Origin of the sequence: Clostridium brassicae (assembly GCF_026738875.1) — a bacterium.
GTDB classification, from domain to species: Bacteria; Bacillota; Clostridia; order Clostridiales; family Clostridiaceae; genus Clostridium_H; species Clostridium_H brassicae.
The window spans coordinates 44,423-62,244 of sequence record NZ_JAPQFJ010000013.1; the positions used below are offsets into that span (position 1 = coordinate 44,423).

The following is a 17,822-nucleotide window of genomic DNA, read 5'->3' on the forward strand; positions in this document are numbered from 1 at the left end:
TAAATCATATTATAGTAATAAGCACTAATGGGAGGATATCCTTGTGTTTATTATTAATTACCTTTTTACAATAATAGATAATATAACTTTTCTGATAGCTTATGTGAGTAATGGAACATCTTTTCCTCAACCTTTAAACGAAGAAGAAGAAAAATATTATTTAAAAAAATTTAAAGATGGGGATCTGTTTTCTAAGAGTGTACTTATAGAAAGAAACCTTAGATTAGTTGCTCACATTGTTAAGAAGTACTCGTATCCACATAAAGACGTAGATGACTTAATATCTATAGGAACAGTAGGGCTAATAAAGGCTATAGACTCTTTTGATAGCGCTAAAGGAACAAGACTTGCAACTTATGCTGCAAGATGTATTGAAAATGAAATATTAATGCTTATTAGAAATACAAAAAAAATTAAAAACGAAGTTTACCTTCAAGATCCAATAGGTGTAGATAAAGAAGGAAATGAAATTTCACTTATGGATGTTTTAAGTAGCAGAGAAGATTCTGTTATTGAAGTTGTAGAAAATAGAATACAAATAAAAAAACTGTATGATAATATTAATTCTTGCTTAACTGAAAGAGAAAAAATAATAATAAAGATGAGATATGGTCTTGTTGACGGTAAGCCAAGGACTCAAAGAGAAATAGCAAAGTTTTTAAAGATATCAAGATCATATGTATCTAGAATAGAGAAAAGAGCGTTAAGAAAATTATATAAAGAGTTTAACGGGGGAGATAAAAAATAAAATCTAAGGATATTTTAAATAAAAAATAAGCTTTTTGTCAAATATTTAGATTATTTATAAAAATACATTTAATAAAGTATTAAAACTTGGTAGATATCTTACGAAAATAAGAGTAATAATAAAGTTAAAAAGGTATTTATGCATTTTTTAACTAAAATGGAGGAAATTATTTTGATTACATTAAGCGAATTACTGGAGATAACTGTTAAGGAAAATGCTTCTGATCTACATTTAACAGTAGGCATTTATCCTACTATAAGAGTTAATGGAGAACTTAAGAAATTAGGAGATAAAAAGCTAACAGCGAATAATACTGAAAATTATGTGAAGGAAATTTTGGGGGATAAATACCATTTATACGAAAAAACTGGTGAAATAGATACTTCATTATCATTGCCAGGAGTGGGAAGATTTAGGGTAAATGCATATAAACAAAGAGGAAGTCATGCAGTTGCAATAAGAGTTGTTGCATTAAAGGTACCTACTTTAAGTGAATTAAAGATGCCTTCTGTGGTTAAGGAACTGACCAAAAGAAAAAGGGGCCTTGTACTTGTTACTGGACCAACTGGAAGTGGCAAAAGTACAACTCTTGCTGCCATGATTAATGAAATTAACTCAACTAGAGCTTCCCATATTATTACTCTTGAAGATCCTATTGAGTATTTACATAAACATAATAAATCAATAATAAACCAAAGAGAAATTGGAAAAGACACTTTATCCTATAAAGCGGCTCTAAGATCTGCTTTAAGAGAAGATCCAGATGTTATACTTATTGGAGAAATGCGTGATTTGGAAACTATATCTATAGCTGTTACTGCCGCAGAAACAGGGCATTTGGTCTTATCTACTTTGCATACCATAGGAGCAGCTAAAACTATAGATAGGATTATAGATGTTTTTCCTCCTCATCAACAAGAACAAATAAAAATACAATTATCAGCTGTGTTACAAGGTATCATTTCTCAACAATTAATACCTAGAGCTGATGGTAAAGGTAGGATTGCAGCTATGGAAATAATGGTCATGAATTCAGCAATCCAAAATTTAATAAGAGAAGGAAAAACTCATCAAATACAATCTTCTATTCAGACCGGAATGAAATATGGTATGAAGACTATGGACATGAATTTAGTGGAATTATATAAGCAAGGATTAGTTTCTTATGAAGATATAATAACGGCCTCAATAGACAAAGATATAATAAACAGAATGATTCAAATATAAACTTAGAATTAACATAATTATATATTTTTTTATAAAACATTATGTAAAAAATATGGTATACAGAATGTTCTATAGAAAATATTGTATATAAATATTTTCTATAGAAGATATGGTATATGAATTTTATTTGTGATAAAATTATAATTAATACTGCAATATATTCATGGGAAAAGATTACATAATAACATTTTGTTTATAATATATTTCTGCAAAATGTATATTAAATACAAAATCTCATTAAATTTTAAAGGGAAAATGATTCTCTTGTTGAATATATAGTTAGTGGATTGCTATAAGGGAGGGAAACCAAATGCACGAATATATAGTAGGATTAGATATTGGATCTTCTAATGTATATGGTGCTGTTGGAAAAGTAGATAATGAGGGAGAAATCCGAATAATTGGAATTACTAGTGTGAAATGCAATGGGCTAAAGAAGTCTGTTGTTGTGGACATAGATAGTACCTCTCAATCAATTAGGGAATGTATTAATAATTTGGAGAGAATGGTAGATATAAGTATTTCTGATGTTTATATAACTTTGCCAGCAGGAATCAGTGAGATATTTTGGAATAAGGGAATTGTGGCAGTGTCATCAGATGATAAAGAGATTAGAGAAAAAGATTTATTTAGAGTTCTTGATGCTGCAAAATTAATATCTGTGCCTCAAGATAAGGAGATTATAGGAGTTGTTCCTTATCAATACATAGTAGATGGATATGACAATATAATGGAGCCTATAGGAATGAGCGGTACTAGACTTGAAGTAGATGCTCAAGTAGTTTTAGCAAAGAGCAATGTGGTAAACAATCTTAGAAAAAGTGTTACTAGAGCAGGAATAAATATTGCGGGGGAAGTACTACAACAACAAGCTGTTGCACAGGTTGTATCAAATAAAGAAGAAATAAATATGGGAATAGCTTTTGTTGATGTAGGAGCTCAAACTACAGATATTTCTATTTATAAGAAAGGAAATCTTTGCTATACTAGTATGGTTCCACTAGGAGGCGACAATATTACAAATGACATATCAATCTGCTTGAAGATTCCTTTTATAGAAGCAGAAAAGTTAAAAATCCAATATGGCACTTTAAGTAATAAAGAGCTTGATAAAGATAGAAAAATAAATATTGATACAGGATATAATAATTCTTCTGAAGTGGATGTTGAGTTTTTAAAGGATGTAATTGAAGCAAGAGTAGAGGAATTATTGTATTATGTAAGGGACAAGCTAAAAGAGAGCAAATATATAGACGAGATTTCAGGTGTCATAATTGTTGGAGGTGGATTAGCTTTATTTAAAGGGATTAGTAGTTGTGCTTCAAGGGTGTTAGAAAAGTCAGTGAAAATAGGGTGTCCAAGCTATATAGGGGCAGTAAGTCCAGTATACTCCACATCAGTTGGAATTATAGAGGATATTGTTAAAAGTTTAAAAATAAACAAAAATTCAAATGATTTAAAGAAGGAAATTGCTTCTTCAAAAGAAAAAACTAGTGTTACAGAAAATGATGATAATGGTGGCTTTTTTTCAAGGCTAAAAGATTTTTTTGCAGAATTTTTTTAGTAAGGAGGTATTAATGTGCTAGATTTCGATGTAGATGTTCAACAATTTGCACAAATAAAGGTAATAGGTTGCGGCGGAGGAGGAAACAATGCCGTTAACAGAATGATTAAAGAAGGTCTTAAAAATGTTGAATTTATCGGTATAAATACAGATAAACAAGCATTAGCGGTTTCTCAAGCTTCTCTTAAAATCCAAGTTGGAGATAAATTAACAAAAGGTTTAGGAGCAGGAGCTAATCCTGAGATAGGAAGAAAAGCTGCAGAAGAAAGTAAAGATGAGATTTCACAATCCATAAAAGGGGCTGATATGGTCTTTATTACAGCAGGAATGGGTGGTGGAACAGGTACAGGTGCAGCACCAGTTGTTGCTGAAATAGCTAAATCCATGGGGATTTTAACTGTTGGAGTTGTAACTAAACCATTTCCTTTTGAAGGAAGAAAAAGAATGCTTCATGCTGAAATGGGTATAAAAAATTTAAAAGAGACAGTAGATACTTTAGTTACTATTCCTAATGAAAGATTATTAGCTATGGTTGATAAGAAAACTTCATTAATGGAAGCTTTTAAATTAGCTGATGAAGTATTAAAACAAGGTGTGCAAGGTATTTCAGATTTGATAACTATTCCTGGACTTGTAAACCTAGACTTTGCAGACGTGAGAACTATCATGCTAGATAAAGGATTAGCTCATATGGGAGTTGGTAATGGAACTGGTGATAATAGAGCTCAAGAAGCAGCTAAACAAGCAATATCAAGCCCATTATTAGAAACGTCTATTATAGGGGCAACAGGTGTATTATTAAATGTTACTGGAGGAGCAGATTTAGGACTACTTGAAATAAATGAAGCTGCTGAAATAGTTCAAGAAGCGGCAGATCCTGATGCTAATATCATTTTTGGTGCTGTAATTGATGAAAACTTAAAAGATGAAATAAGGATTACAGTTATTGCTACAGGATTTGAAGAAAAGGCAGAGAGTGAAAGACCAACTATGTCTTGTGAGCCTGAAAACAAGGAAAAAACATTTAATAATAAAGAGGAATTTAAGCCAGCATTTGAAGAAACAGCTGCCTCTAGAGAATCAAGATATGAAGAAATGGATTTAGAGGTCCCAGCTTTTTTAAGAAGACATCACAGATAAAGATTATTTACATAAATTTTAATCTAAAGGTAAAACCTGTGTATTTTTACACAGGTTTTATTATTTTTTTGATACACTATGGAAAAATATGGAATTAAATGTAAAGCATAAAAACACATCTCATTATATGAAATGACAAAATTTTGAAAAAAATAGTTATATAATTATTTCAAAGGGGGAAGGTAGTTGATAGTTTATATAGATATATTTTTTATTCAAAATTTTATTGTAAATTTGTTTTTACTATATATTACATCTCAAACTTTGAAAATTAATATTAAAATTAAAAATAATATTCTTGCAGCTATCTTTGGAGCTTTATATGCAGTTCTTACAATATGCACCAATTTAAAGTTTTTATTTTATATTCCTATAAAACTACTTATAGCTATAAGTATGGTTTTAATATCTTTTAATAAAAAAGATTTTTTATTTAATATAAAAGCAGCCATCACGTTTATTTTGTATTCAATTCTTTTAGGAGGGATGTGCGTATTTATTGAATTTAATAAAAGTTCAAGTATTGACCTAAGTTTTAAATACTTTTCTTACAAATCATTAATTTGTTCTTTAATGGTAATATATATAGCAATACATAGAATGGTTATTTATATAAGGGATAGAAAAAAAATAGATCAATTGATATATGATGTTGAGATTATTGACGATAATTTTCAAGAAAAAGTTAAAGCGTTTTTTGACACAGGTAATGAACTGAGAGAGCCAGCTACAAATTTGCCAGTTATGATTGTAGAGAAAAGCTTTTTTCGCAATCTAAATATTGAAGATAAGGATAAATTTATTATTCCTTATAGGGTTGTTAATGGATTTTCAGCTAGGTTGGAGGGCTTTAAACCTAAAATGATAAAGATTTATAAGGATGATAAAATTCAAAGTTATCAGGTCATAATTGCATTATGTGAAAATAAATTAAGTCAATTAAATGACTATAATGCTTTATTATCAAGGGGAATTTTTTAAAAAAAGTAGAGGAGGGATGAAATTTTGCAAAAGATATTGTTAGTTTTAAACAGATTTCTTACAAGATTTAAAATTTTTATTAAGGGTGTTTATTTTATAGGTGGAAATGATGCTCTTCCACCTCCACTTTCAAAAGAAGAAGAGGAAAATCTAGTTGGAAGAATAAAAGATGAAGGTGAAAATATTAGAAGTATATTAATAGAAAGGAACTTGAGACTAGTTGTATATATAGCGAGAAAGTTTGAAAATTCAGGTATTTTAGTTGAGGATTTAATATCAGTTGGTACTATAGGGTTAATTAAAGCAGTAAATACTTTTGATCCTGAAAAGAAGATTAAATTAGCTACTTATGCTTCAAGGTGTATAGAAAATGAAATATTAATGTACTTAAGGAGAAATAATAAAGTGAAGGCTGAAATTTCTTTCTATGAGCCTTTGAATACAGATTGGGATGGAAATAAACTTCTTCTATCAGATATATTAGGAACTGAAAATGATACCGTATATAATTTGATTGAAGATGAAGTAGATAAGCAACTTTTATTTATAGCTATGAGAAAGTTAAGTGAAAGAGAGAAAGAGATAATAAAACTAAGGTTTGGTTTAAGTGGTACTGGAGAAAGAACTCAGAAGCAAGTTGCGGACATTTTAGGAATATCTCAGTCTTACATTTCTAGGTTAGAAAAACGTATTATAAAAAGATTAAAAAAAGAAATTAATAAAATGGTATAGGATTGTCTCAAGTATAAAAATCGGTTTCTAAGGAGATAATTAAAATGCGACTAATCTGAGGGAGCTGATTTTTATGATGATAAATAAAGTAGAAATTTGTGGGGTAAATACTGCAAAATTACCTGTTTTAAAAGAAAAAGAGATGAAAGAATTGTTACTAAAGATGAAGGATGGTGACTCTGTTTCAAGAGAGAAATTTATAAGAGGAAATTTGAGGCTTGTATTAAGTGTAATTCAGAGGTTCAATAATAGGGGAGAAAATGTGGATGATTTATTTCAAGTAGGATGTATCGGACTTATAAAAGCAATTGATAACTTTGATTTAAGCCAAAATGTTAAGTTTTCTACCTATGCAGTTCCTATGATTATTGGAGAGATAAGAAGATATCTAAGAGACAATAACTCAATAAGAGTAAGCAGATCACTTAGAGATATTGCCTACAAAGCTTTACAGGTAAGAGATAGACTTGTGGGTAAAGAAAACAAAGAGCCTACTATTTCTCAAATTGCTAAAGAATTAAACCTTCCTAGAGAAGAAGTAGTTTTTGCATTGGATGCCATTCAAGATCCTGTATCTTTGTTTGAACCTATATATCATGATGGAGGAGACGCTTTATATGTAATGGATCAAATTAGTGACAGCAAAAGTATTGATGAAAGTTGGCTAGAAAACATATCTATAAAAGAAGCTATGAAAAAATTAAATGATAGAGAAAAGTTAATATTAAATATGAGGTTTTTTCAAGGAAGAACTCAAATGGAAGTAGCTGACGAGATAGGAATTTCTCAAGCCCAAGTATCACGTCTTGAAAAAACCGCATTAAAACATATGAGAAAATATGTATAGAGCCTTCGGGGCTCTATATTTTTTGTATATAAAAACTAGTAATAATATGAAAATTCAATATATATTATATATTAATAAGAATTTATATGTAGGTTATATTTTAATAAATTATTGATGACCTATAATTTCAAAAACAATTCTAAATTTAATTTAAGTAATACGGCTAAAATTTCATAACTAGCATAACACAAAAAATGAAATTTCTTAACGCTCGATTATCTAAACTAAATAAGACTTGTAACTTCTCATTATAATGAGCTTAACAATTTAAAAATATAGCATTAGGAATACTAAAGGAAGTTTTAAAAGAGTATTAAAAAACAGAATCTATAGTTAAAATATGTATCTGAAAAATATACCATACTGTTAAAGTGTGTAGGAGGTAAATATGGAATTATATTCGATAGGTAATTTAAAATTGATGGAAGTTATAGACATAAATACTGGATCAAAAATTGGATATATTAGGGATTTAAAAATAGATTGTAATGATCATAAAGTAATATCAATGATAATACCAACAGAAAGAATTTCTTGGTTTGGCAAAAATGATTATATTGAAATAGATTGGGATAAAATTGTGAAGATAGGTGTTGATGTTATATTGGTAAATGAAAATAATAATTTACAAAATGAGAAATAGTAGCAATTTTTATAAAAAAAATGTATAATATAGTTGAAAAATACTATTTAAAGGACGTGATAGATTGAAGTGTCCCTACTGTGGCTTTGAAGAGAGTAAGGTTGTTGACTCAAGATCTACAGAGGATCATAGAGCAATTAGAAGAAGAAGAGAATGTTTAAAGTGTAATAAAAGATACACTACATATGAAAAGGTAGATGACATACCTGTATTAGTTATAAAAAGAGATTGTAATAGAGAATATTTTGATAAGTCTAAGATAATTAGTGGACTTGTGAAAGCTTGTCAAAAGAGACCTGTATCTAGGGTTCAAATAGATGGTATTGCAGATGAGGTTGAAAAAAAGTTATCTAATGATATGATTACTGAAATAAAATCAGAAATTATAGGCGAAATGATAATGGAGAGATTAAAAGAGATAGATGAAGTTTCTTATGTGAGATTTGCTTCTGTTTATAGACAATTTAAAGATGTTAATACTTTTGTTGAAGAAATAAAACACTTGTTATCAAATAAAAAATGCTCCAAATAAAATTGGAGTATTTTTATTTTAGTAAAGGCTATGTTTTAAAAATTGTTTATTAAATAGAACAACTTAAAACATAGCCTTGTTAAAATCTAGTTAAAAATATTAAATTATATCTATAAAATATTAAAATATTTTATAGATATGCTAAAATATATTTATATGAGGAGTGTATATTTTGAATATGGGAATAGTTAATATAGAAAGTTATAAATTTTTACAGTGTATAGAGAGTGGTGCTGAAATATTTTTTTCAACAGCAGAAAGTGGATTGGACTTTAATAAGAGTACAAAAGAAGGCCTTCAAAATATTGAGAATATAAAAAAATGGTTTCAGGTGTCAGAAGTAGGATATTTAAATCAGGTTCATAGTGATTTAGTACATATTTATAGTAGACAAATACAAGATGGAGATGCACTTATAACCAGCAAAAAGGGAGTTGCTATAGGGGTTTTTAGTGCAGATTGTGTACCGATAATTATATTTGATAAAAAAAATAAAGTTGCTGCTGCTGTTCATAGTGGTTGGAGGGGAACGATAAAGTGTATATGTATAAATGCTATAAATAGAATGATAGGAGAATTTAATACTTCTGTGGAGGATTTGTCTATATATATAGGACCACATAATCAAAGCTGTTGTTATGAAGTTAGTGAAGAACTAATAAATGAGTTTAAATCTTTAAGTTTATATAAAAATTTTAATATAGCAGAAGGAAGAAATTTAAATTTACAGAAATGTATTTTAATTCAGCTAAATAGTTTGGGAGTAAAAGATGACCAAGTAAAAACTTTAGACATATGTACTTTTTGTAATAAAGATTATAGTATGTATTCTTATAGAAAAAATAGAGAAAAGAGTGGAAGGATGTTTTCTTTTATTTTCCTGAAATGATATAAGGAGATGGAATAATGGGCAGAGATAAAATTTTGATTGTAGACGACGAGATACATATACAAGAACTTATAAAATTCAATTTAGAAAACAACGGATATGAAGTTTTATGTGCTAGCGATGGAATAGAAGCTTTAAAAACTGCTAAAAAATATATGCCACAGCTGATTCTATTAGATGTGATGCTTCCAGGAATGGATGGATATGATGTATGTAAAGAAATTAGGAAAGATAATACTATATCTAATATACCTATAATAATGATTACTGCTAAGGGAGAGGAATTGGATAAAATTCTAGGATTAGAATTAGGAGCAGATGATTATATAATTAAGCCTTTTTCTATAAGAGAATTAGTAGCTAGAGTTAAAGCAGTCTTAAGAAGAACTAGGATACAATACATTGATAATGTGTATTGCTTTGGAAATGTAAGTATAGATTTCCAAAAACACGAAATATTAAAAGATGATGTGAAAATAGATTTAACTTTAAAAGAATTTGAATTACTTGAAGTTTTAATAAAAAATAAAGGAAGAGTTATGACTAGAGATTTTTTATTAGATAAAATATGGGGATATGAATATATTGGAGAGACAAGAACGGTTGATGTCCACATAAGACACTTAAGAAAAAAAGTAGAAGATGATGATAAGAATCCTAGATATATAGAAACTATAAGAGGTATTGGATATAGATTCAATTTAGGTGAATAGAATGAATATGAAAAAGAAGCTTATGACATCTATATTAGCTACAATAATTGTAAGTTTATCTTTAGTAACGACATTATACATGACTATAGTTAATTATCAAAGAGAAGAGAATATTAAAAAGAGTTTAAAAGAAAATAACAAATTAGTTATAGGTTTGTTAAGTTCAAATCTTATTAAGGATAAAGATATCTATTTTAAAAATTTTAAAAAATCTAACTTTAGAGTAACATTAATAGATGTAGATGGAAATGTGCTTTATGATTCAGAGGAACCAACAGAAGTAATGGATAATCATAATACAAGAGAAGAGGTAGTAGGAGCTAGAAATCATGGGAACGCCTATAGTACAAGGTTTAGTGAATCAACTAAAAAAGTAATGATTTATTATGCTTCTAAGTTTGGAGATGGAAGTGTAATTAGAAGTTCTATGCCTATAGAAGTTGTAACGGGATTTGAAGGGAAATATTTAAAGTATTATATATTTGTTTTAATATTAGTATTTTTTATATCTATTATAATTTCTTCTAAATTATCTTATGTAATTGTAAAACCTATAAAAGATCTAGAATTTATAACATCTAGAATTGCAAAGGGAGAATTGGACAGAAGGGTTGCTATTAGTTCCAAGGACGAGATAGGTCAGCTTGCTAAGACATTTAATGACATGGCAGATAAGCTTCAGTATACCATAGGAGATTCAGTTGAGAAGCAAACAAAATTAGAATCTATTTTAAAGAGTATGGATAGTGGCGTTATAGCTGTGGATAGAGAAAATAAAGTTATTATAATAAATCCATATGCTGAAAAAATATTTGGGATTGAAAAAGAGATAATAGGTCATAACCTAATGGATTGTATAAGAGACTATGAACTTGAAGAGATATTTAATAATAATATTGAACAAAAAGAAATTAAAATTTTATGGCCAGAAAAAAGAACTTTAAAAGTTAAAACAGCAGATATTATTAGTTCTAATCAACGAATAGGGACGGTTGCTGTTGTTCAAGATATAACAGATATTCGGAGACTAGAGAATATGAGAACACAGTTTGTAACTAATGTTTCACATGAATTAAAAACTCCTTTAACATCTATAAAAGGGTTTGCTGAAACTTTAAGATATGTTGAAGACAAAGCTACAAGAGATAAATTTTTAGGCATAATCGATGATGAAACAGATAGACTTACAAGATTAATAAGTGATATATTAATCCTATCTGATATTGAGCAGCATAGGGAATTAAAGATTAATGACATTATTGACGTGAATTCTACAATAAAAGATGTATATAATCTTATGAAAAATACAGCAAATTTAAAGAATATATCTATAGAACTTGTAAATAACTATTCTCCTAAAATTTGTGGAGACAAGGACAAATTTAAGCAGATGCTCATAAATCTTGTAGACAATGCAATAAAGTATTCAGAAAAGGGAGATAAAGTTTATATTGGCAGTGAAATAGAAAATGAAAAATGTACTATTTGGGTAAAAGATACAGGACCAGGAATTCCAAAAGAACATATACCTAGACTTTTTGAAAGGTTTTATAAGGTAGATAAAGCAAGAGCCAGAGCAAGAGGCGGAACAGGATTAGGTTTGGCTATTGTAAAACATATAGTTATTAATTTTGAAGGTGAAATATATGTTGAAAGTGAACTAGGTAAGGGAACTAAGTTCATAGTAAAAATACCTTTGTTTAGGGAAGTATAAAAAACTACATTTTAAACATTTGTTTATTACAATAATATAATAGGAAAATTGATTTTAAATAAAGTGATAAAAACTAACTTTTATGCAAGTTTAGTATTAATTAAAAGTATAGGCTTACAGTATTTATGAAAGAATAAATACTGTAAGCCTTTTTAGATTGTTATGTTAATTTAACTTAACATGGACATAATATTATTTTAACTTTATAGGTATAAGATATTAATTGTGAAATGAATGAGGTTATTAACTTGAATGGAGGATTGTTATATGAAAAAAAGAGTTTTAAACTTAGTGGGAGTTGTTTTAGCTATAAGTATAATAGGAGGCACTTTTATAGGATGCGGTAAATCTTCAGAAAGTGATGAAAAAAAGGATTCTGCAAAAATAGAAGAAGTAAGTGGTTCTATAACAGCATCAGGTTCATCAGCTCTTCAACCACTGGCTAAAGTAGTAGCAGATAAATTCATGGAAAAAAATTCTAACGTTCAGATAAATATACAGGGCGGTGGAAGTGGAACAGGGTTATCTCAAGTGGCACAAGGAGCAGTGCAAATTGGAAACTCAGATGTGTTAGCTGAAGAAAAACTAACAGGAGATAAAGCACAAATAGCTAAACAATTAGTTGACCATAAAGTGTGTGCTATAGGATTTGCTATAGTAACAAATAAAGATGTAAAAGTCGACTCTTTAACAAAACAACAAATTCAAGATATATTTCAAGGTAAAATTACTAATTGGAAACAAGTTGGCGGGGATGATATGAAGATAGAAATTGTTAATAGGGGTAAATCTTCTGGTACAAGAGCCACATTCAAAAAAACTATAATGGATAATAAAGAAGAGGCAGAAGGAATAGGAACAACTCAGGATTCAAGCGGAGCGGTACAAAAGTCAATAGAGGCTACTAAAGGATCCATTTCATATTTAGCACTATCTTATTTTGTAAGTGAAGAATCAAAAAAAGGAATGAACTTAATAAAAATTGATGGAGTAGAGGCAAATAAAGAAAATATAGTAAGTGGTAAGTATCCATTTTGGTCATATGAACACATGTATACAAAGGGAGAGCCAAAAGGAGCTACTAAAGCTTTCTTAGATTATATGGTTTCAGATGAAGTTAAAACTATAATTGAAAGCAAAGGATATATTCCAGTATCAGATATGAAAACTAAACAATAAATTATACTTAAAAATAAGAACTGAGGCTAGTTGTTCTATAACTGGTCTCGATTTTTGAAAAATTTAGTTTGGAGTAGGATATTATGAATAAAAAATCATTTTGGAAAAAATTTAAAAATGAATATTTAGGTAGGAGTTTTTCAATCATTTGCGGATATATTATTGTAATATGTACATTAGCTATTATAGGTTTTGTGGCCTCAAAGGGCCTTAGTATTTTTTTGGAGAATAGTTATTCTATAAAAGAATTTTTATTTTCAACTCATTGGAAGCCAGAAGGAGAAACTCCTCAATTCGGAGCACTAACATTTGTTGTTGGGTCAACTCTTGTGTCTATTGGATCTGTATTAATCAGCGCACCTATAGGTATAGCTTTAGCTATATTCATGAATTTAATTTCACCTAAGTTAGGAAAAAAAGTTATTCAGCCAGCTATGGAATTATTTGTAGGTATACCTTCGGTAGTATATGGTTGGATAGGAATTACTGTATTAATTCCTATGCTCAAAAATAGTTTTGGAGGAGTTGGATTTAGTTTATTTGCAGGTATTTTAGTATTAAGCATAATGATATTACCTACAATAACCAGTATATCTTCAGATGCTATAAAAGCTATACCAATGGAGTATATAGAAGGTTCTTATGGACTAGGGGCAACGCGATGGCAAACAATTGTAAAAGTAATTATACCAGCATGTAAAAGTGGTATATTAACTGGGGTTGTATTAGGATTGGCCAGAGCATTTGGAGAAGCTTTGGCTGTGCAGATGGTAATAGGTAATTCAATTAAAATTCCTGGTGGGTTATTAGATACTACAACCACTATTACAAGTATTCTTACTATGGATATGGCTAATACTATATTTGGAACACAGTCCAATAATGCACTTTGGTCTTTATCACTATTGCTTTTGGTTATATCCTTTATATTTATATTAATCATAAGAGCTATAGGTAGAAGGGGGAAAGTTTAGTGAATGCAAAGAAAATAGACAAAATTGCTACCGGGATTTTATATATGATTGCTGTTTTAATAGTGGCGCTTTTAATAGGCCTTATTGGATATATAATTTATAATGGCAGGCATTGTTTCAATCCTGAATTCCTATTTGGCAAGCCATCAATGGAAGCTGGAGGAGGCATCGGACTCCATTTATTTAATTCGTTTTATATGCTAGTAATATCATTAATTATTACTGTACCTTTAGGAATAGGAGCAGGCATATATTTGGCTGAATATGCAAAAGAGGGTAAAGTGCTAAATATTATAAGATTATGTATTGATACTATGGCATCATTACCTTCTATAGTTGTAGGGTTATTTGGATTGTTAGTTTTTGTAAATATGACAGGTTGGGGCTATTCCATTTTTGCAGGAGCTATGGCTATAACTATCCTAAATATACCCGCTATGACAAGAGTAAGTGAGAGTGCTATATTAGATGCTTCTAAAAAAGTAAAAGAGGCTAGTTTAGGATTAGGAGCAACTCAATGGCAAACAATGATAAAAGTTATCCTACCATCGGCTATACCACAAATATTAACAGGAATAATTTTGGCCGCAGGAAGGATATTTGGAGAAGCTGCTGCACTTTTATACACAGCAGGAATGAGTGCTCCGATTGTTAGGATTAGTAATGGATCTGCTTTTAATTTATTTAGACCAGCAGAAACTTTATCGGTATATATATGGCAATTAAATTCTGAAGGGATGGTACCTGATGCTAGTAAAATAGCTAATGGGGCATCAGCTGTACTTATTATAATGGTTCTTCTATTTAATGTATTAGCCAGAATAATAGGAAAAAAGATATATGAAAGGCATACGGGGAGCAAATAGGGAGGGAATAGAATGAACATAATAGATATTAAAAATTTAAATTTATTTTATGGAAATAAGCAAGCCTTAAATGATATAAATATGTCCATAAAGAAAAATTGTGTTACAGCATTAATTGGTCCTTCTGGTTGTGGTAAATCAACTTTCTTAAGGTGTTTAAATAGAATGAATGATTTAATTGAAGGGGTAAGAATAGAGGGAAAAATAATATACGAAGGGGAAAATATATTTGAATCTAATTATGATATTATTGAGTTAAGGAAAAAAATAGGTATGGTGTTTCAAAGACCTAACCCTTTCCCAATGAGTATATATGATAATATTGCATATGGACCTAAAATTCATGGAATTAACAATAAAAATGCATTAGATGAAATTGTAGAAAAAAGCTTAAAAGGTGCAGCTTTGTGGGATGAAGTAAAAGATAGGCTTAAAAAGAGTGCATTAGGTCTTTCAGGAGGGCAACAGCAAAGGATTTGTATTGCAAGAACTTTAGCAGTTGAACCAGAAGTTATATTAATGGATGAACCTACATCAGCACTAGATCCAATATCTACTTCAAAAATAGAAGAACTTATGGATACTTTAAAAAAAGATTATACTGTAGTAATAGTTACTCATAATATGCAGCAGGCAGGAAGAATTTCAGATGATACAGCTTTTTTCTATAATGGGGTTATTATAGAGTATAATAAAACAGAAAATATTTTTTATAAGCCTAGAGATAAGAGAACAGAAGATTATATTACTGGAAGATTTGGATGATATTTTTATTTAAGAAAATATATAATATATAGGAAGGTGAAGATTGTGGCTCCAAGAAAAGTATTCGAAACGGAATTGAAGGAATTACACAATGATTTACTAAGAATGGGGAGTATTGTTGAAAAACAAATACATCAGTCTATAAAAGCTTTAAAAGAACAAGATATTAATATAGCTGAAGAAGTCATAAAAAATGATGACATAGTAGATAAGTTAATGCGAGAAATTGAAGATAAAAGTATAAAGTTAATTGCAATGCAACAGCCTATAGCGACAGATTTAAGGTTTATATTTACTTGCATAAATATAGTTACTGATTTAGAAAGAATAGCAGATCATGCTGTAGATATTTCTAAAATAGCTATTAGACTAAAAGGTCAAAAATACGTGAAACAGCTTATCGATATACCTAAGATGGCAGATATAGTAACTTGTATGATTAAAGATGGTTTAGATGCATATGTAGAAAGAGATTTGGATAAAGCGTATGAAATCTCTAAAAGAGATGATTTAATAGATGATATATTTGAAAATGTATTTAGTGAGATGTTTTCGGTAATGAGTAAAGATCCTAGTAAAATAGAACAAGGAACTCAATTTTTGTTTATATGCAAATTTTTAGAGAGAGTTGCGGATCATGTTACTAATATATGCGAATGGACTATTTACATAGTAACAGGAGAGCAAGTAGATTTAAATGAATAATAAATATATAGCAGCCTAATAAGGTTGCTTTTATTTTGAATTATATTTTGGGGTATACTAGTACTTGAAGTAGCAAAGAGATTTTGATTAGTAATATATTGTATTAGAAGATAAAAATTCTCCATTTTGTATTATAAAATAAATCTCATTGGTACTGAAAATTCTATATCCAGTAATTGCAAGAATTTAAGATATAGCTTGTAAAATCTTGACTATGCTATTAAGTAAGTGATAATATAGTTAAATGAACTTATACAAGGAACAGTAAACCTAAGGAGGAATAGAAATGGGTAAACCGATAGTTGCTATAGTTGGAAGACCAAATGTAGGAAAATCTACTTTGTTTAATAAATTAGCAGGAAAAAGAATTGCAATAGTTGATGATACACCAGGAGTTACTAGGGATAGGATTTATGCTGAGTCTGAATGGCTGAATCACAAATTTACAATAATAGATACTGGTGGTATTGAGCCTGAAAGTAGCGATATAATAATAGCTCAAATGAGAAGACAGGCACAAATTGCTATTGATATGGCAGATGTTATATTATTTGTTGTTGATGGTAAACAAGGATTAACTGATACAGATAACGAAGTAGCACAAATGCTCCGTAAATCTAACAAACCAGTTGTATTAGCAGTAAACAAGATAGACAGAAATGCTTTAGATGAAAATATATACGAGTTTTATAATTTAGGAATAGGAGATCCAGTAGCAATATCTGCTTCTCAAGCGCTAGGTCTTGGTGATATGTTAGATGAAGTTATTGCAAAATTCCCAAGTCATGAATATGAAGAGGAAGAAGAAGAATACGTAAAGATAGCAATAGTAGGAAGACCAAATGTAGGTAAATCTTCATTGATAAATAAAATTTTAGGGGAAGAGAAACACATAGTTAGTGATATACCTGGAACTACTAGAGATTCAGTAGACAGTTATGTGGAAAAAGAAGAAGGAAAATTTATTTTAGTTGATACTGCCGGGCTTAGAAGAAAAAGTAAAATAAAGGAACAAATTGAAAGGTATAGTGCAGTAAGAACAATAGCATCTATAGAAAATGCAGATGTATGTATTCTTATGGTAGATGCAACTGAAGGAGTAGCAGAACAGGATGAAAGAATTATAGGATATGCTCATGAACTTAATAAGGCTATAATGGTAGTAGTAAATAAGTGGGATTTAATAGAAAAAGATGATAAAACTATGAAGAGATTTAAAGATGAAATAAGCCAAAAATTATCATTTTTAAGCTATGTACCATTCTTATTTATTTCAGCTAAAACTGGTCAAAGAGTACATAAGATTTTAAGTGAAGCTAAAGAATGCTATAATAATTATACAAAGAGAATAAAAACTGGAGTATTAAATGAAGTCATAGGTAAAGCTGTGATGATGCAAGAACCTCCAATTGTAGGACTAAGTAGATTAAAAATTTATTATGTAACTCAAGTTGGAGTTAAGCCACCAACTTTTGTATTCTTTGTTAATGACCCATCTCTTTTACATTTTTCATACAAGAGATATCTTGAAAATCAATTAAGAAACAGTTTTGATTTTAATGGAACTGGAATAAAATTTGAATTTAGAGAAAGGAAGGAATAG

18 protein-coding genes are annotated in these 17,822 nt (G+C 29.3%); all 18 read left to right on the forward strand.

Features of this window, described 5'->3' with window-relative positions; genetic code table 11:
- Positions 1 to 43 precede the first annotated feature (43 nt).
- Positions 44 to 748 carry an RNA polymerase sporulation sigma factor SigK gene (gene sigK, locus OW729_RS12545; protein ID WP_268061870.1) on the forward strand — a complete coding sequence of 235 codons (705 nt, stop codon included), beginning with the start codon at positions 44 to 46 and terminating at the stop codon, positions 746 to 748.
- Between the two features lie 171 nt (positions 749 to 919).
- Positions 920 to 1,975 carry a type IV pilus twitching motility protein PilT gene (locus tag OW729_RS12550; protein WP_326498377.1) on the forward strand — a complete coding sequence of 352 codons (1,056 nt, stop codon included), beginning with the start codon at positions 920 to 922 and terminating at the stop codon, positions 1,973 to 1,975.
- 310 nt (positions 1,976 to 2,285) lie between these two features.
- Positions 2,286 to 3,539 carry a cell division protein FtsA gene (ftsA, locus tag OW729_RS12555; protein WP_268061871.1) on the forward strand — a complete coding sequence of 418 codons (1,254 nt, stop codon included), beginning with the start codon at positions 2,286 to 2,288 and terminating at the stop codon, positions 3,537 to 3,539.
- 15 nt (positions 3,540 to 3,554) lie between these two features.
- Positions 3,555 to 4,679: a cell division protein FtsZ gene (ftsZ, locus tag OW729_RS12560; RefSeq protein WP_268061872.1), complete on the forward strand. Its 1,125-nt coding sequence runs from the start codon at positions 3,555 to 3,557 to the stop codon at positions 4,677 to 4,679.
- Between the two features lie 186 nt (positions 4,680 to 4,865).
- Positions 4,866 to 5,660 (forward strand): sigma-E processing peptidase SpoIIGA, encoded by a 795-nt coding sequence (spoIIGA, locus tag OW729_RS12565; RefSeq protein ID WP_268061873.1) that lies wholly within the window; start codon positions 4,866 to 4,868, stop codon positions 5,658 to 5,660.
- Positions 5,661 to 5,693: 33 nt separating this feature from the next.
- Positions 5,694 to 6,392 carry an RNA polymerase sporulation sigma factor SigE gene (gene sigE, locus OW729_RS12570; RefSeq protein WP_407647681.1) on the forward strand — a complete coding sequence of 233 codons (699 nt, stop codon included), beginning with the start codon at positions 5,694 to 5,696 and terminating at the stop codon, positions 6,390 to 6,392.
- A gap of 73 nt (positions 6,393 to 6,465) precedes the next feature.
- Positions 6,466 to 7,239 (forward strand): RNA polymerase sporulation sigma factor SigG, encoded by a 774-nt coding sequence (sigG, locus tag OW729_RS12575; protein ID WP_268061875.1) that lies wholly within the window; start codon positions 6,466 to 6,468, stop codon positions 7,237 to 7,239.
- A 388-nt stretch (positions 7,240 to 7,627) separates the two neighbouring features.
- A complete protein-coding gene (locus OW729_RS12580) occupies positions 7,628 to 7,882 on the forward strand; it encodes a YlmC/YmxH family sporulation protein (protein WP_268061876.1) in 255 nt (84 codons plus the stop codon).
- A 64-nt stretch (positions 7,883 to 7,946) separates the two neighbouring features.
- Positions 7,947 to 8,414 (forward strand): transcriptional regulator NrdR, encoded by a 468-nt coding sequence (gene nrdR / locus OW729_RS12585; RefSeq protein WP_268061877.1) that lies wholly within the window; start codon positions 7,947 to 7,949, stop codon positions 8,412 to 8,414.
- 178 nt (positions 8,415 to 8,592) lie between these two features.
- The gene (pgeF, locus tag OW729_RS12590; RefSeq protein WP_268061953.1) at positions 8,593 to 9,303 is read left to right on the forward strand and encodes a peptidoglycan editing factor PgeF; all 711 of its coding nucleotides are present in this window, start codon (positions 8,593 to 8,595) and stop codon (positions 9,301 to 9,303) included.
- 17 nt (positions 9,304 to 9,320) lie between these two features.
- Positions 9,321 to 10,016, forward strand: coding sequence for a response regulator transcription factor (locus OW729_RS12595; protein ID WP_268061878.1), 696 nt, complete (start codon positions 9,321 to 9,323; stop codon positions 10,014 to 10,016).
- Between the two features lie 7 nt (positions 10,017 to 10,023).
- The gene (locus tag OW729_RS12600) at positions 10,024 to 11,730 is read left to right on the forward strand and encodes a HAMP domain-containing sensor histidine kinase (RefSeq protein WP_268061954.1); all 1,707 of its coding nucleotides are present in this window, start codon (positions 10,024 to 10,026) and stop codon (positions 11,728 to 11,730) included.
- Positions 11,731 to 11,997: 267 nt separating this feature from the next.
- Positions 11,998 to 12,909: a phosphate ABC transporter substrate-binding protein gene (locus OW729_RS12605; RefSeq protein WP_268061879.1), complete on the forward strand. Its 912-nt coding sequence runs from the start codon at positions 11,998 to 12,000 to the stop codon at positions 12,907 to 12,909.
- Between the two features lie 83 nt (positions 12,910 to 12,992).
- Positions 12,993 to 13,883 (forward strand): phosphate ABC transporter permease subunit PstC, encoded by an 891-nt coding sequence (gene pstC, locus OW729_RS12610; protein WP_268061880.1) that lies wholly within the window; start codon positions 12,993 to 12,995, stop codon positions 13,881 to 13,883.
- On the forward strand, positions 13,883 to 14,749 hold the full coding sequence (gene pstA, locus OW729_RS12615) for a phosphate ABC transporter permease PstA (protein ID WP_268061881.1): 867 nt from the start codon (positions 13,883 to 13,885) through the stop codon (positions 14,747 to 14,749). Before pstC ends, pstA begins: the two co-directional genes overlap by 1 nt.
- Positions 14,750 to 14,761: 12 nt before the next feature.
- Positions 14,762 to 15,514 carry a phosphate ABC transporter ATP-binding protein PstB gene (pstB, locus tag OW729_RS12620; RefSeq protein WP_268061882.1) on the forward strand — a complete coding sequence of 251 codons (753 nt, stop codon included), beginning with the start codon at positions 14,762 to 14,764 and terminating at the stop codon, positions 15,512 to 15,514.
- 45 nt (positions 15,515 to 15,559) lie between these two features.
- The gene (phoU, locus tag OW729_RS12625; protein ID WP_268061883.1) at positions 15,560 to 16,219 is read left to right on the forward strand and encodes a phosphate signaling complex protein PhoU; all 660 of its coding nucleotides are present in this window, start codon (positions 15,560 to 15,562) and stop codon (positions 16,217 to 16,219) included.
- A 286-nt stretch (positions 16,220 to 16,505) separates the two neighbouring features.
- Positions 16,506 to 17,822 carry a ribosome biogenesis GTPase Der gene (gene der / locus OW729_RS12630; protein WP_268061884.1) on the forward strand — a complete coding sequence of 439 codons (1,317 nt, stop codon included), beginning with the start codon at positions 16,506 to 16,508 and terminating at the stop codon, positions 17,820 to 17,822.

Coding starts and splice junctions, on each gene's coding strand:
- ftsA (WP_268061871.1), top strand. CDS start 2,286: ATGCACGAATATATAGTAGGATTAGATATTGGATCTTCTAATGTATAT.
- sigG (WP_268061875.1), top strand. CDS start 6,466: ATGATGATAAATAAAGTAGAAATTTGTGGGGTAAATACTGCAAAATTA.
- OW729_RS12580 (WP_268061876.1), top strand. CDS start 7,628: ATGGAATTATATTCGATAGGTAATTTAAAATTGATGGAAGTTATAGAC.
- pgeF (WP_268061953.1), top strand. CDS start 8,593: ATGGGAATAGTTAATATAGAAAGTTATAAATTTTTACAGTGTATAGAG.
- OW729_RS12595 (WP_268061878.1), top strand. CDS start 9,321: ATGGGCAGAGATAAAATTTTGATTGTAGACGACGAGATACATATACAA.
- OW729_RS12600 (WP_268061954.1), top strand. CDS start 10,024: ATGAAAAAGAAGCTTATGACATCTATATTAGCTACAATAATTGTAAGT.
- OW729_RS12605 (WP_268061879.1), top strand. CDS start 11,998: ATGAAAAAAAGAGTTTTAAACTTAGTGGGAGTTGTTTTAGCTATAAGT.
- pstC (WP_268061880.1), top strand. CDS start 12,993: ATGAATAAAAAATCATTTTGGAAAAAATTTAAAAATGAATATTTAGGT.
- pstB (WP_268061882.1), top strand. CDS start 14,762: ATGAACATAATAGATATTAAAAATTTAAATTTATTTTATGGAAATAAG.
- der (WP_268061884.1), top strand. CDS start 16,506: ATGGGTAAACCGATAGTTGCTATAGTTGGAAGACCAAATGTAGGAAAA.